Origin of the sequence: Stenotrophomonas sp. PS02297, assembly GCF_029959705.1 — a bacterium.
Classification (GTDB): domain Bacteria; phylum Pseudomonadota; class Gammaproteobacteria; order Xanthomonadales; family Xanthomonadaceae; genus Stenotrophomonas; species Stenotrophomonas nitritireducens.
Genome location: NZ_JASCOS010000001.1, coordinates 1 through 13134, shown reverse-complemented (window position 1 = coordinate 13134; position 13134 = coordinate 1). Strand labels below are relative to the sequence as shown.

General features: G+C 70.5%; 12 protein-coding genes. 4 read left to right on the top strand and 8 right to left on the bottom strand.

The genetic code is table 11. The annotated features are described in order from the left end of the window. Window positions 1-299 precede the first annotated feature (299 nt). Complete coding sequence (gene htpX / locus QMX80_RS00060; protein WP_282274444.1) at window positions 300-1166, bottom strand: protease HtpX; 867 nt, start codon at window positions 1164-1166, stop codon at window positions 300-302. Between the two features lie 97 nt (window positions 1167-1263). Between htpX and gluQRS the strand changes: the two genes are divergently transcribed. From gluQRS to phaR, 3 genes are all read left to right on the top strand, one after another. Then, the gene (gene gluQRS / locus QMX80_RS00055; protein WP_282274443.1) at window positions 1264-2148 is read left to right on the top strand and encodes a tRNA glutamyl-Q(34) synthetase GluQRS; all 885 of its coding nucleotides are present in this window, start codon (window positions 1264-1266) and stop codon (window positions 2146-2148) included. A 59-nt stretch (window positions 2149-2207) separates the two neighbouring features. Then, complete coding sequence (locus tag QMX80_RS00050) at window positions 2208-2951, top strand: beta-ketoacyl-ACP reductase (protein WP_273084049.1); 744 nt, start codon at window positions 2208-2210, stop codon at window positions 2949-2951. Window positions 2952-3142: 191 nt separating this feature from the next. Next, complete coding sequence (gene phaR / locus QMX80_RS00045; protein ID WP_055769564.1) at window positions 3143-3661, top strand: polyhydroxyalkanoate synthesis repressor PhaR; 519 nt, start codon at window positions 3143-3145, stop codon at window positions 3659-3661. Between the two features lie 79 nt (window positions 3662-3740). Here phaR and QMX80_RS00040 read toward each other — a convergent pair whose 3' ends face one another. The 7 genes from QMX80_RS00040 to QMX80_RS00010 all read right to left on the bottom strand — a co-directional run bounded on the left by QMX80_RS00040 (window position 3741) and on the right by QMX80_RS00010 (window position 11930). Beyond that, window positions 3741-4283, bottom strand: coding sequence for a demethoxyubiquinone hydroxylase family protein (locus QMX80_RS00040; protein ID WP_282274442.1), 543 nt, complete (start codon window positions 4281-4283; stop codon window positions 3741-3743). Window positions 4284-4291: 8 nt separating this feature from the next. Next, a complete protein-coding gene (locus QMX80_RS00035; RefSeq protein WP_282274567.1) occupies window positions 4292-5257 on the bottom strand; it encodes a TraB/GumN family protein in 966 nt (321 codons plus the stop codon). Between the two features lie 5 nt (window positions 5258-5262). Then, window positions 5263-6210: a DUF1684 domain-containing protein gene (locus tag QMX80_RS00030; RefSeq protein ID WP_282274441.1), complete on the bottom strand. Its 948-nt coding sequence runs from the start codon at window positions 6208-6210 to the stop codon at window positions 5263-5265. A 2-nt stretch (window positions 6211-6212) separates the two neighbouring features. Further along, window positions 6213-8057 (bottom strand): DNA mismatch repair endonuclease MutL, encoded by a 1845-nt coding sequence (gene mutL, locus QMX80_RS00025; protein ID WP_282274439.1) that lies wholly within the window; start codon window positions 8055-8057, stop codon window positions 6213-6215. Window positions 8058-8331: 274 nt separating this feature from the next. Next, window positions 8332-9888 (bottom strand): N-acetylmuramoyl-L-alanine amidase, encoded by a 1557-nt coding sequence (locus QMX80_RS00020; protein WP_282274438.1) that lies wholly within the window; start codon window positions 9886-9888, stop codon window positions 8332-8334. 81 nt (window positions 9889-9969) lie between these two features. Next, the gene (tsaE, locus tag QMX80_RS00015; protein WP_273084059.1) at window positions 9970-10449 is read right to left on the bottom strand and encodes a tRNA (adenosine(37)-N6)-threonylcarbamoyltransferase complex ATPase subunit type 1 TsaE; all 480 of its coding nucleotides are present in this window, start codon (window positions 10447-10449) and stop codon (window positions 9970-9972) included. An 8-nt stretch (window positions 10450-10457) separates the two neighbouring features. Further along, complete coding sequence (locus QMX80_RS00010) at window positions 10458-11930, bottom strand: NAD(P)H-hydrate dehydratase (RefSeq protein WP_282274436.1); 1473 nt, start codon at window positions 11928-11930, stop codon at window positions 10458-10460. A 23-nt stretch (window positions 11931-11953) separates the two neighbouring features. On the opposite strand from QMX80_RS00010, the gene queG reads away from it, so the two are divergent. After that, window positions 11954-13036, top strand: a complete 1083-nt coding sequence (queG, locus tag QMX80_RS00005; RefSeq protein WP_055769575.1) for a tRNA epoxyqueuosine(34) reductase QueG — start codon at window positions 11954-11956, stop codon at window positions 13034-13036. Window positions 13037-13134 lie beyond the last annotated feature (98 nt).

Here is a 13134-nt window from a genome sequence, read left to right as displayed (position 1 = left end):
TTTCCGGCGTGACACGAGCCGCCGCAGCCGCGCTCCGGCGGCTCCGGCTGCTGCGCCTACATGCAATGTCACCGGCTTTGGCTTTGTTGTGGTTGTGGTTGTGGTTGTGGCCGTTGCCTTTGACCTTCCGGGTCCCCTTCCGCAGCGACGCAGCCGGCGGAAGGGGATCTGAAGTCAAAAGCAGAGAAGCCAAAGCCAAAGAAAAAGCTGGGAAAAAGGCGACAACGAAAGCGCTGCTCCAATGAAAAACGCCCGGCATTTGCCGGGCGTCCTTGGACTACTGCGGGTTGTCCAACCAATCACGCCACCGTAGAAGAGCGCAGCGCGGCGATGCGCTCCTCCAGCGGCGGATGGCTCAGGTACAGCTTCTTCGCCGTCGCGCCGGCGATGCCGAACGCGGCGATCTGGGTCGGCAGCGTGCTCTGGCCGTGGTTGAGCTTCAGCCGCTCCAGCGCGGCGATCATCTTCTGGCGGCCGGCAAGGTTCGCGCCACCGGCGTCGGCGCGGAACTCGCGGTGGCGCGAGAACCACATCGCGATCATGGTCGCGAACGTGCCGAATACAATCTGCAGCACGGTCACGATGATGAAGTAGGCAAAACCGCGACCGCCGCCTTCGCGGTTGCCCGACAGCGCATTGTCGATGATGCCGCCGACCACGCGCGCCAGCACGATCACGAAGGTGTTCAGCACGCCCTGCAGCAGCGCCATGGTGATCATGTCGCCGTTGGCCACGTGCGATATCTCATGGCCCAGCACCGCCTCGGCCTCGTCTTCGCTCATGTTGTGCAGCAGGCCTGTGGAGACGGCCACCAGGGCATTGTTGCGGTTGGCGCCGGTAGCGAAGGCATTGATCTCCGGACCGTCGTACACCGCCACTTCCGGCATGCCGATGCCGGCGGCCTTGGCCTGGCGCGCCACGGTGTCCAGCAGCCAGCGCTCGGTCTGGTTGCGCGGCTCGGTGATCACCACCGCGCCGGTGCCGCGCTTGGCCATGAACTTGGACAGCAGCAGCGAAATGATTGAGCCGCCGAAACCGAAGATCGCGGCCATGACCAGCAGGCCGCTCATCCGCGCCGGATTGACGCCCAGTACGGACATCACGATGCCCGCCAGGATCAGCACGGCAAGGTTGGTCAACAGGAACAGCCCGATACGGGTAAACATGCGGAAAGGTCCGAGTTAGGTAGTTGAGTGAACGTGGCAAATCTGCGGTGCGCGCAGGTTGAATTCAAGCACGATTCTGACCGACGATTCAGCTTCGATGTCTCCCATTCCCTACCGCGGCCGCTTCGCCCCCTCGCCCACCGGCCCCCTGCACCTGGGTTCGATGCTGGCCGCCTTCGGCAGTTGGCTGCTGGCGCGGCATGCCGGCGGTCGCTGGCTGGTGCGCATCGAGGACGTGGACCCGCCACGCGAAGTAGCCGGCGCTGCCGCCTCGCAACTGGCGACGCTGGCCGCGTTCGGGCTGCAGCCGGACGAGCCGGTGCAGTTCCAGAGCCGGCGCCATGCGCTCTACCGCGCAGCCATCGGGCGATTGCTGGCCGAAGGCAAGGCCTTCCCCTGCCATTGCAGCCGCACCGACCTGGCCGGCCAGCACGGCATCCACCGCCACTGCGTCGCCGGTCGCGAACGGCCGCATCCGGCGATCCGCCTGCGCGTGGCCGACGGCAGCCACATCGCCTTCGACGACGGCCTGCAGAGCCGCTTCGAACAGGAAGTGGACCGCGAGGCCGGCGACGTCGTGCTGCTGCGCGCCGATGGCTGCTGGGCCTATCAGCTGGCGGTGGTGGTGGACGACGCCGACCAGGGCATCACCGACGTGGTGCGCGGCGCCGACCTGATCGATTCCACGCCGCGGCAGATCCTGCTGCAGCAGGCGCTGGGCCTGCCTACACCCCGCTACCTGCACCTGCCGCTGCTGCTCGACGCGCACGGCGCCAAGCTGTCCAAATCGCTGGCAGCACAGCCGGTAGACCCCGCAGACCCATTGCCGACGCTGCGCTGGCTGTGGGCCGCGCTCGGCCAGCAGGCAGCCGAGTTGCAGGGCATCGGCACGCTGCCGGCGCTGCTGGAACGCGCGGCGAGCGCCTTCCAGCCCGACCGCCTGCGCCGCGATTCGATCGCCGCCGTCCAGCCGCTGCCGTGACCGCGCTCAATTCACATAGAATCGGACGTTCCCCAGCGCCTGCGCCTGGAGCGCATCCCATGACGACATCCCGTATTGCACTGGTCACCGGCGGCACCGGCGGTATCGGCACCGCGATCTGCCAGCGTCTGGCCGACCAGGGCCATCGTGTCGCCACCAATTTCCGCAACGCCGACAAGGCCGCCCTCTGGCAGCAGCAGATGCGCGCCAAGGGCTGCGACATCGCCCTGTTTCCCGGCGACGTGTCCACGCCCGACGGCGGACGCGAACTGGTGCAGGCGGTGGAGGCCGGGATGGGGCCGGTCGACATCCTGGTCAACAACGCCGGCATCACCCGCGACACCACCTTCCACCGCATGAGCCCGGAGCAGTGGCACGAGGTGATCAACACCAATCTCAATTCGGTGTTCAACGTCACCCGCCCGGTCATCGAGGGCATGCGCCGGCGCGGCTGGGGCCGGGTGATCCAGATCAGTTCGATCAACGGCCTGAAGGGCCAGTACGGCCAGGCCAACTACGCCGCGGCCAAGGCCGGCATGCACGGTTTCACCATCTCCCTGGCGCGCGAGAACGCCGGCTTCGGCATCACCGTCAACACCATCTCGCCGGGCTACGTGGCCACCGACATGGTGATGGCGGTACCGGAGGAAGTACGCGCCAAGATCATCGCCGACATCCCCACCGGCAGGCTCGGCAAGCCGGAGGAAATCGCCTACGCGGTGGCCTTCCTGGTCGCCGAGGAGGCGTCGTGGATCACCGGCTCCAACCTGGACATCAACGGCGGCCACCACATGGGCTGGTGAGCGCCCGGCGCGGCCGCCTCCTGCCCCATGCCAGCCGGCCGCGACGGGATCATGCTGCGCACCATGGTCTCCATGCTGCACGGCGCCGCGGGAGCCGCCACGGAGGCCCGCCCCCTGTACTTATGGCGGTTGCAAGGCCTGCTGCACTGCGCCATGCTGCGCGCCTACCGTGAAGGAAGAGTGACTGCTTAATGGCTGCGACCCGCATCATCAAGAAGTATCCCAACCGGCGGCTCTACGACACCGAGATCTCCAGCTACATCACCATCGAGGATGTCCGCCAGCTGATCCTGGACGGCGAGGACTTCGAGGTCCGCGACGCCAAAAGCGGCGACGACCTGACCCGCTCGGTACTGCTGCAGATCATCGCCGACAAGGAGCAGGACGGCGAACCGATGCTGTCCACGCAGTTGTTGAGCCAGTTGATCCGCTTCTACGGCGATTCGCTGCAGGGCTTCATGGGCAACTACCTGGAGCGCAGCATGCAGGTGTTCCTCGACCAGCAGCAGCAGTTCCGCCAGCAGATGGGCAACCTGCTCGGGCAGACCCCGTGGGCGATGATGAACCAGCTCACCGAGCGCAACCTGGAGCTGTGGCAGGAATTCCAGCGCAGCATGGGCGCCGGTTTCGGCCGGCCGCAGCCGGGCGGCACCAAGCCGCCGGAACCGCCGCCGTCGTCGCCGGGCGACAAGCGCCGCGGCAGCCGCTGAGCGCAGCCGCCGGAATGCAGGAAGGCCGACGCATGCGTCGGCCTTCTTCATTTGCAGGGGCGGCGCACTTCCCGGCAGCTCACAGCCGCATGCCCAGCCAGATGACGGCCTCCGTGAAGCCGGACACCACCGGCGACAGCAGCCGGGACCAGAACGTATCGCCCTGGATATGCCTTGCCGAGCGATCGTGGTGCTGCCGCTCCTCCGCGACGATGGCGGAGATAGCGGCAACGGCGGCGGGATCGTTGCCCTGCAATGCCGGGAGCTGGTTTTCCAGGTGCCGAAGAACCACGCTTTCGACCGCGACCGTCGTCGCTGAAATGGCGCCCGCGCCCAGCAGCCCGGTAACGAGCCCCAGAGCGCGGCCGCCGATGCCGCACAGCCGACAGCTCCGGCAACGCGCTCGCCCCCGGCGGGCCAGTTCCGCGCCGAAGAGGGCCCGGTGCCGTTGCTCATGCGCGCGGAATTCCTTCAGCTCGTCCACCATGCCGGGCGCAGTGAACCGCGCCATGGATATCTGGCCGCTGTACAGGTTGACCGCGCCATGTTCGCCGGCGTGATCGACCTTGAGGATGCGAGCGCCGTGATCGTTTCCCGCGGGAGACCCCGCGACCGGTCGCATGGGCAGGCCTATGGCTTTCCGCCGCGCCCCTTCGCCGCCGGCGCGCACGCCGAGCAGATCCGCTCGATCTTGTAACCGCGCGCACGCAGCTTCTCGACCACGCCGTCGCTGCCGAGCAGGTGCAGCGCGCCGACCACCACCAGCGTCGCACCCGGCCCGGCCTGCAGGCGCTCCTGCAGCGGCGCCAGCCACGCGTCGTTGCGCTCGGTGTTGATGCGCCTGTACAGCGCCGGGTAGTCGCGTTTCATCTGCGCGGCCATGTCGCGCCAGAGCGTCACGTCGTCGCCGCGACGCCAGGCGTCGTGCAGGCGCCGGCCCTGCTCGTCGCCCTTGTCCACCTGGTCCAGCGCCTCGCGCAGCAGTTGCCGCTGCTCGTCGGCGTTCATGCCGTCGAGCATGGCGATCTGCGCGGCCGCGCTCTCCAGCCCCTGCGTCGGCTTGCCGGCGGTGGCCGCGCGCGCCATCATGTGCCGGTCCAGCCCGGCCTGCGCGTCCAGCCCCTGCCGCGCCATCTGTCCCAGGCTGATGGTCAGCCCGACGAACCAGGGCTTGAGCCCGGCCAGGCGGTCGATCGGCAGCCCGTTGGCGGCCGCGTATTCCTGCAGCCGCCGCCAGGTGTCCGCATCCAGTTCGTCCTTGAGCAGGCGGCCATCGCGGCGCAGCGCGGCCTGCGCCATCTGCGCGGCCAGCGCGGGCGAGTTCATTTCCTCCGGCGCCAGTTCGAACAGCAGCCGGTTCGAGGCATCGAAGGCCTTGTCCACGTCCCCCGACAACGGATAGTCGTCGGCCCTGAGCAGGTGGAACGAACCCAGCAGGTAGAGTTCCGCACCCTTGGGGCCGGTCGCCTTCCACAGCAGCGGCACTGGCGGCGCCAGGGCCGGCTTGACGGCCGGCTCGGCCTGTCGCGCCAGCAGCGGCGCCGGCGCGCCCAGCAGCAGCGCCGATCCCAGCAGCAGGGCTGCTGCCCGCGCCATCCATTTCATGCCGCATCTCCCTGTTCGGGCTTCACGTAGGCTTTTTCGCCCGCTTCCACCGGCAGGTCCAGGCGGTTCTCCGGCGGCGGCAACGGACAGGTCGCGAACGGCGTGAACGCGCACGGCGGGTTGTAGGCGCGGTTGAAGTCGATCACCACCTGGCTCCTGCCGTCCGGGGCGTCCAGATCGATGTAGCGGCCGGCGGCATAGCTGCCGCGGCCGCTGGTGCGGTCGGCGAAGATCACGAACAGCGACCGGCCCGGTTCGCCCAGCGCTTCCAGCCGCCAGGTGCGGCCATCGCGCTCGAACTCGATGGCACCGGCATTGGCCTGTTCGGTGGTCAGGCCGGTGATGTCCACCACCGGCATCGTCTTGCCGGCATCGTGCGGCACGAAGCGCGCGGTGATGCGCCAGGACGGATCGGCGGGCCAGTAGTCCAGGTGGCCGAAATGGATGCGCGCCGGCGCATCGGCATGCTTCACCCGCAGGGCATGCCGCTGCCCGCGGTGGATCAGGCTCAATGCGCCCTTGCCGTCGTCGAAGGCGATCACGGTCGGATCGGCTTCGTCGTCGGCATGGAACGGGATGCGGCCCTTCACCGCCTGCCCATCGACCTGTACCGCCACGCCCGGTTCGGGCGTGAACCAGTAACGCCCGCCGTCGCGCACCACCATGCCCAGCCGCGGCGGCCCCATCGCCAGGCGGATGCCGCTGGTGCTGCCGCTGCCGATGTAGTGCGCCTTCAGTTCCAGCCAGTGCAGGCCGACCAGGCTGGTCCAGCCATCGGGCGCCAGCAGTTCGGCCTGCCGCTGTTCGCGCCAGATGTCGTTGTCCATCAGGAACCTGGGGTCGAAACGCGGCGCGTCCGCGTTCGCCGCCGGCCGATCCCCGCCGCCACAACCGGCCATCGCCACCGCCGCCAGCAACACCGCCGCGCCCGCCCATCGTTTCATCGTCAACGTCCCCGCAGGAACCAGCGGTCGATTTCCGCCAGCGAAAAGCGCGCCCAGGTCGGGCGGCCGTGGTTGCATTGCCCGGAGCGCTCGGTGGCCTCCATGTCGCGCAGCAGACCGTTCATTTCCGGAACCGTCAGGCGCCTGTTGGCGCGCACCGCGCCGTGGCAGGCCATGGTCGAGAGCAGTTCATCGCGCGCGCTGGCCACGCGCCGGCTCTGGCCGTGCTCGCGCAGGTCGGTGAGCACCTCGCGCAGCAGGCCTTCCGGCTCGGCGTTGGCCAGCAGCGCGGGAATGCTGCGCACATGCAGCGAGCCGGGGCCGGAGCGGGTCACCTCGAAGCCCAGTTCGGCCAGCGTCGCCGCTTCGCGCTCGGCGGTGTCGGCGTCGCGCTCGCCCACCGCCAGGGTGATCGGCACCAGCAACGGCTGCGCATGCAGGCCGATCCCATCGTGCGCGGTCTTCAGGCGCTCGTAGCCGATGCGTTCGTGCGCGGCATGCATGTCCACCACGATCAGGCCGTCGGCGTTCTCGGCCAGGATGTAGATGCCGTGCAGCTGCGCGATGGCATAGCCCAGCGGCGGCACGCCGTTGTCGGCGGCAGTCGGCGGCAGTCCGCTGCCGGCAACCGGCGCGGGCATCGCGGCGTCGGCGGGCGTCGCGTACAGGGCGGCATAGGCCGACGGCGCCTCGGCCACCTGCAGGCCCAGCGGCGACTGCCGCGGCTGCCAGCCGCCACCGGCGCTGCCCGGCGACCGCGACAGCAGGTAGGCGCCGGCCTGGCCGCCGCCGGACAGCGGCGGCATCGCATCGGCGACCTGGGCGGGCAAGCCGCCGGTCGGCTCCATGCCGGCGCGGGTCTCGGCCAGCGCGTCCTTGAGCGTGCGGTAGACGAAATCGTGTATCAGCCGCGCGTCGCGGAAGCGCACCTCGTGCTTGGCCGGGTGCACGTTGACGTCCACCCGCGCCGGGTCCAGTTCCAGGAACAACACGTAGGCCGGCTGGCGGCCGTGGTAGAGCACGTCGCCATAGGCCATCTTCACCGCATGCGCCACGCTGCGGTCGCGCACCGAACGGCCGTTGACGTACAGGTACTGCTGGTCGGCGCTGGCGCGCGAGTACTGCGGCTGCGCGATCCAGCCATGCAGGCGCAGGCCGGCCGCGCTGTGGTCCACGCGCAGCGACTGCCGCGCGAAATCCTCGCCGAGCGTCTCGCCCAGGCGGGCGTCCGAATACAGGTCGCCGGGCTTGTAGCGGCGCGAAGGCTTGCCGTTGTGCGACACGCGCAGCTCCACGTCCGGGCGCGCCAGCGCCAGCGAACGCAGCCATTCCTCGATGTGGCCCAGCTCGGTGCGCTCGGCGCGCAGGAACTTGCGCCGCGCCGGCACGTTGTAGAACAGCTCGCGCACTTCCACGGTGGTGCCCGGCGCATGCGCGCGCGGCGCCACTTCGCCGATCTTGCCGCCGTCGATCTGCAGCGCGGCGCCGTGTTCGTCCTGCGGCTGGCGCGAGGCCAGGGTGAAACGGCTGACCGAAGCGATGGACGGCAGCGCCTCGCCACGGAAGCCAAGCGTGGCGACCGATTCCAGGTCGTCGAGCGAGGCGATCTTGCTGGTGGCATGCCGCGACACCGCCAGCGGCAACTGCCCGGCGGCGATCCCGCCGCCGTTGTCGCGGATGCGGATCAGGCGCGCGCCGCCTTCTTCAAGATCGATGTCGACGCGGGTGGCGCCGGCGTCGAGCGCATTCTCGACCAGCTCCTTGACCACCGACGCCGGGCGTTCGACCACCTCGCCGGCGGCGATCTGGTTGATCAGTATCTCGGGCAGCGGACGGATGGTGCTCATGCCGCACCGCGCGTGGGACAAAGGGAGAGAAGCGCTGGAATCGGGGGGAAATCATGCATCGGCAGATGATAGCCGCTAGTACCGGCCGCCGGCCGTGGCGGCGTCACCGCATCCGCGCCATCGCTCCGCGTTTTACGCTGCCGATACCGCTTCGCGGCTGCTTCCCGACCCGCGGCCCCCTCGCGACGCCACCGTCGTACCCGCCGCTGGCCGGCAACCACAGGGACCTGGAGCGGCAAGGAATCGCCGGCCAGCGGCCGGCATTGCCCGTGGCTTACTTGCTGCCGCCGGCCACGGTACCCGCGGCGGCATCCATCTCGGCCTGCGCGCGGGCGGCGAACAGCGTGCCCGGCGGCGGCTGCCGGCTGAAATAGGTATGCACGCCGTCGAGCACGGCGCCGGCGACGCGGCGCTGGTAGGCGGGGTCGGTCAGGCGCCGCTCTTCGTCTGGATTGGAGATGAAGGCGGTTTCCACCAGCATCGCCGGCATGTCCGAGGTGCGCAGCACCGCGAAATTGGCCCGCTCCAGGTTCGGCTTGTGGTTGTTGCCGATCCGCTTCAAGCCGCCCAGCACGTGGCCGGCCGCGTCTTCGGAGGCCTTCATGTTGCCGCTCTGGGCCAGGTCCAGCAGCACGTTGGCCAGGGTGCCCTCGGTCTGCTGCAGGCTGACGCCACCGATCAGGTCGGCCGCGTTTTCCTTGTCCGCCAGCCAGCGCGCGCGCTGCGAGGACGCGCCCTTGGTCGAAAGCACGTATACCGACGAGCCGGTGGCCGCACGGTTCTCGGCCGCGTCGGCATGGATCGAGACGAAGATGTCGGCCTTGGCCGCGCGCGCGCGCTGGGCACGCATCGGCAGCGGGATGAACACATCGGAATCGCGGGTCAGGTAGGCGCGCAGGCCCGGCGTGGCGTTGACCTGCCGCGCCAGTTCGCGCGCCACCGCCAGGGTGACGTCCTTCTCGCGCTTGCCGGTCGGGCCGATGGCGCCCGGGTCCTGGCCGCCATGGCCGGGGTCGATCGCCACCACCAGGGTGCGCATGCCCGGCTGCATGCGGATGCGCGAGGCATCGCTGGGCATGACCGGACGCGGCGCCGGCTGTCCGGCGGCCGCTACCTGCGGCGCAGGCGAAACGGCAGAGGCAACGACAGCCGCCGCAGGCGTGGTTGTTGCCGGCGCATTGCCGGAAACGGCCGGCGCGGACGCCTGCCCGTTGAGGATCGCGGCCGGCGAAGGCGTGTTGCCGGCGGCAGCTGCCGACGCTGTCGGCGCGGCGGCAGCGGGAATGGAAGAAGGCGCAGCGGCGGCCTGCTGGACCACGGCCGCGGTCAATGCCGCGGTGGCGCGGGCGGCTTCCTGCCGCGCTTCGGCGCTGCTGGCCTGCGCCGGGCTCGCCGGCACGGATGCCGGCGCGGGCTGTGCGGTGGCCACCTGTGCTTCGCCGGGCCATTCGATCAGCAGGCGCGACTCGGCGCCCTGCCCCTGCAGCTGCGGCTTGAACGCCACCACCGATTCGGCCAGATCGAACACCACGCGGAAAGTACCGGGCGCCGGCATGCCGGTGCGCACCGCGGTGACGACGCCGGCGGCAGCGGGCAACCTGAGCCCACGCACGGCGGTCGAATCCGGAAAATCCACGACCAGGCGGTTGGGACCGGCCAGCGACAGGGTCTTGTAGCTGCCCCCGCCGGCCAGCTGGATCTCGGCGCGGGTGCCGGTGGTTCCGGCCTGCACGGCGACGCTGCGGATTTCGCCGGCCCACGCCGAAGCGCCGGCCAGACAGAGTCCGGCGACGCAGGCAGACAAGGCGATCAGGCGGCTTACCTTGGGCATGGGGCGGATTCAATCACTGGAATCGCGCAATTGCAACATCTTTTCCCTTAATAATCCGCAACCTGCCACACCTTCTTTCCATCAGGCAGCAGGAAGCCCCTGCAAGTGACCCGATTTGTCCAGGTGTTCCAGCCAGGCCTGCCCGGCCGGCGAACAGGCCTGCAGGCGGGCGCGCCGGCCCTGGCCCTGCATGTCCAGCGCCACGCGCAGGTCCAGCGGCGGCAAGGCGCCGCTGCCGCGCTCGGGCCATTCGACCAGCCACAGATCGGCCTCCGCCTCGTCCAGGCCGAGGAAATCCAGCTCCCCGGCATCGCCGATCCGGTACAGATCCAGATGCCAGGCCTCGCCGGCCGGCAGCGGATAGCGCTCGACCAGGGTGTAGGTAGGGCTGCGGATCGCACCCTGCACGCCGAGCGCGCGCAGCAGCGCCCGCGCCAGGGTGGACTTGCCGGCGCCAAGGTCGCCCTGCAGGTGGACCACCGCCGGTTTCGGCCGCGTCGCGGCCAGGGCCGCGCCCAGCTGGTCGGTGGCGGCGGCATCGGGAAGGAACAGTTCGATCATGGCCGCCATTATGGATTGGCCAGCGCGCGCAGGTGCGGCAGCAGGTCGCGCGGCAGCATCCCGCGCTGTCCGTCCGCGACCGCGGCATCGCCCGCCAGGCCATGCAGCAGCGCGCCGGTGCTGGCCGCGTCGAACGGCGCCAGCCCCTGCGCCAGCAGCGCGGCGATCACCCCGGTCAGCAGGTCGCCCATGCCGCCCACCGCCATGCCCGGATTGCCCGCCGCGATCACCCGCGGCCGCTGTCCCGGCGCGGCCACTACCGTGCCCGCCCCCTTGAGCGCGACCACCGCGGAGAAACGTTCCGCCATGGCCTGCGCGGCGGCGAACCGGTCGCGCTGGACGGAAGCGGCATCGACGCCGAGCAGGCGCGCCGCTTCGCCCGGGTGCGGCGTGAGTACCGCCCGGGCGAGCGGACGCGGCTGCCGCGCCAGCAGGTTCAGCGCATCGGCATCGACCACCAGCGGCCTGCCACCGTCCAGCGCCGCCCCCCACAGCCGCTGCGCCCAGTCGTCCTGGCCGAGCCCCGGCCCCAGCGCGACGACGCCGGCGCGCGCCAGCAGCGGCGCCAGCCCGGAGACATCCTCGACCGCGTGCGCCATCGCTTCGGGACAACGCGCCAGCAGCGGCGCCACATGCGCCGCGCGCGTGGCCACGCTGGCCAATCCCGCACCGCTGCGCAACGCCGCTTCGGCGCACAGCATCAGCGCGCCGCCGCTGCCATGGTTGCCGCCCACGCACAGCACATGCCCGGATTCGCCCTTGTGCGTATTGATCCGCCGCGGCGGCAGCAGGGCCGGCAACAGCGCCTCGCTCCAGCGGGATGCGGCCGGCTCGATGCCGTCGAATGCTTCCCGCGGAACATCCAGCCCGGCCAGCAGGCGCTGCCCCGCGCATTCGAGCGCATCGCCGGTATGCAGGCCCCGGTGCTGCACGATGAACTGCAGCACGCGCGCGGCATGGATCGCCGCTCCCGGCACCGCACCGCTCGCGGCATCGACGCCGCTGGGCACGTCCAGCGCCAGCACCGGCACATCGGTGGCGGCGACCGCTGCGATCAGCTCCGCCGCCGCGGCATCCGGCGCGCGGTCCAGGCCGATGCCGAACAGCGCATCGACGACCAGGTCGGCCTCGCGCAGGCACTCGCGCGAAAGCTCGACCTGCCCGCCGATGGCCAGGTAGTCGGTGCAGGCGCGCTGCGCCAGCGGCGTGCGCGGCGCGTGCCCGGGCAGGTGCAGTACGCACACCCGGCGCCCGGACTGGCGCGCCAGCCGCGCCAGCACATAGCCATCGCCCCCGTTGTTGCCCGGCCCGCAGACCACGACGATGCAGCGCGCCTGCGGCCAGTACTGCAGCACGCACTGCCAGGCGGCCTGCCCGGCGCGCTGCATCAGCACGTAGCCGTCGCCTCCCAGCGCGGCGGTGGCCTGCGCGTCGATGCGGCGCGCAGCTGCGGTATCGAACAGTCCGGCAGGCTGGTTCATGCCCGCGATTCTATACTTGCGCCATGCCCGGAACCTCTCCCACCGCCGACATGGCGCAGTTGTCGCTGCGCATCCGCCAGCTCGCGCGCGAGGCCGGCTTCCAGCGCTGCGGCATCAGCGGCATCGAGCTGCGCGAGGACGAGGCGCACCTGGCCGACTGGCTGGGCAAGGGCCTGTACGGGACGATGGAATGGATGGCGCGGCACGGCGCGATGCGCGCGCGGCCGCATGAGCTCCTGCCGGGCACGGTGCGGGTGATCTCGGTGGGGCTGGACTATGGCCACAAGGACGACGCCGCGGCCTGGGCCACCTTGAACGACGCCGAACGCGCCTACGTCGCGCGCTACGCGCTGGGCCGCGACTACCACAAGCTGATGCGCAACCGCCTGCAGAAGCTGGCCGAACGCGTCGCCGCCGAGATCGGTCCGTTCGGGCACCGCGTGTTCGTCGATTCGGCGCCGGTGCTCGAACGCGCCCTGGCCCGCAACGCCGGGCTGGGCTGGATCGGCAAGCACACCTGCCTGATCGACAGGGACGGCGGCTCGTGGTTCTTCCTCGGCGAGATCTACGTGGACCTGCCGTTGCCGGTGGACGCACCGGCCAGCGCGCACTGCGGCACCTGCACGCGCTGCATCGACGTCTGCCCGACCGCGGCGATCATCGCCCCGCACCGGCTCGATGCGCGCCGCTGCATTTCCTACCTGACCATCGAGCACGACGGCGCCATCCCGCTGGAGATGCGCCCATTGATGGGCAACCGCATCTACGGCTGCGACGACTGCCAGCTGGTGTGCCCCTGGAACAAGTTCGCGCGGCGCACCGACGAACCGGATTTCCGCGCGCGCAACGACCTGGACACGGCCACGCTGCCGCAGCTGTTCGCGTGGGAGGAAGACGAATTCCTGCGCCGCACGGAGGGAAGCCCCATCCGCCGCAGCGGCCACGAACGCTGGCTGCGCAACATCGCCGTGGCGCTCGGCAACGCCGCGCCCTCGCCCGCCGCGCGGCAGGCGCTGGAAAGCCGTCTCGGGCATCCCTCCGCACTGGTGCGCGAGCACGTGGCATGGGCGCTGCAGCGCCACGAGCAGAAGCGCGACCCCGCGTAGGAGCGGCTTCAGCCGCGATGGGGCTTTCCCGCATTGCCCGCATATCCGTCCCTTCGCCCCGGAAATCCAACGTGCAAGGCCCCATCGCGGCTGAAGCC

Excerpts from the sequence above, each read along its gene's own strand:
- htpX (WP_282274444.1), bottom strand. The coding sequence starts at position 1,166 with ATGTTTACCCGTATCGGGCTGTTCCTGTTGACCAACCTTGCCGTGCTG.
- gluQRS (WP_282274443.1), top strand. The coding sequence starts at position 1,264 with ATGTCTCCCATTCCCTACCGCGGCCGCTTCGCCCCCTCGCCCACCGGC.
- QMX80_RS00050 (WP_273084049.1), top strand. The coding sequence starts at position 2,208 with ATGACGACATCCCGTATTGCACTGGTCACCGGCGGCACCGGCGGTATC.
- phaR (WP_055769564.1), top strand. The coding sequence starts at position 3,143 with ATGGCTGCGACCCGCATCATCAAGAAGTATCCCAACCGGCGGCTCTAC.
- QMX80_RS00040 (WP_282274442.1), bottom strand. The coding sequence starts at position 4,283 with ATGCGACCGGTCGCGGGGTCTCCCGCGGGAAACGATCACGGCGCTCGC.
- QMX80_RS00035 (WP_282274567.1), bottom strand. The coding sequence starts at position 5,257 with ATGGCGCGGGCAGCAGCCCTGCTGCTGGGATCGGCGCTGCTGCTGGGC.
- QMX80_RS00030 (WP_282274441.1), bottom strand. The coding sequence starts at position 6,210 with ATGAAACGATGGGCGGGCGCGGCGGTGTTGCTGGCGGCGGTGGCGATG.
- mutL (WP_282274439.1), bottom strand. The coding sequence starts at position 8,057 with ATGAGCACCATCCGTCCGCTGCCCGAGATACTGATCAACCAGATCGCC.
- QMX80_RS00020 (WP_282274438.1), bottom strand. The coding sequence starts at position 9,888 with ATGCCCAAGGTAAGCCGCCTGATCGCCTTGTCTGCCTGCGTCGCCGGA.
- tsaE (WP_273084059.1), bottom strand. The coding sequence starts at position 10,449 with ATGATCGAACTGTTCCTTCCCGATGCCGCCGCCACCGACCAGCTGGGC.
- QMX80_RS00010 (WP_282274436.1), bottom strand. The coding sequence starts at position 11,930 with ATGAACCAGCCTGCCGGACTGTTCGATACCGCAGCTGCGCGCCGCATC.
- queG (WP_055769575.1), top strand. The coding sequence starts at position 11,954 with ATGCCCGGAACCTCTCCCACCGCCGACATGGCGCAGTTGTCGCTGCGC.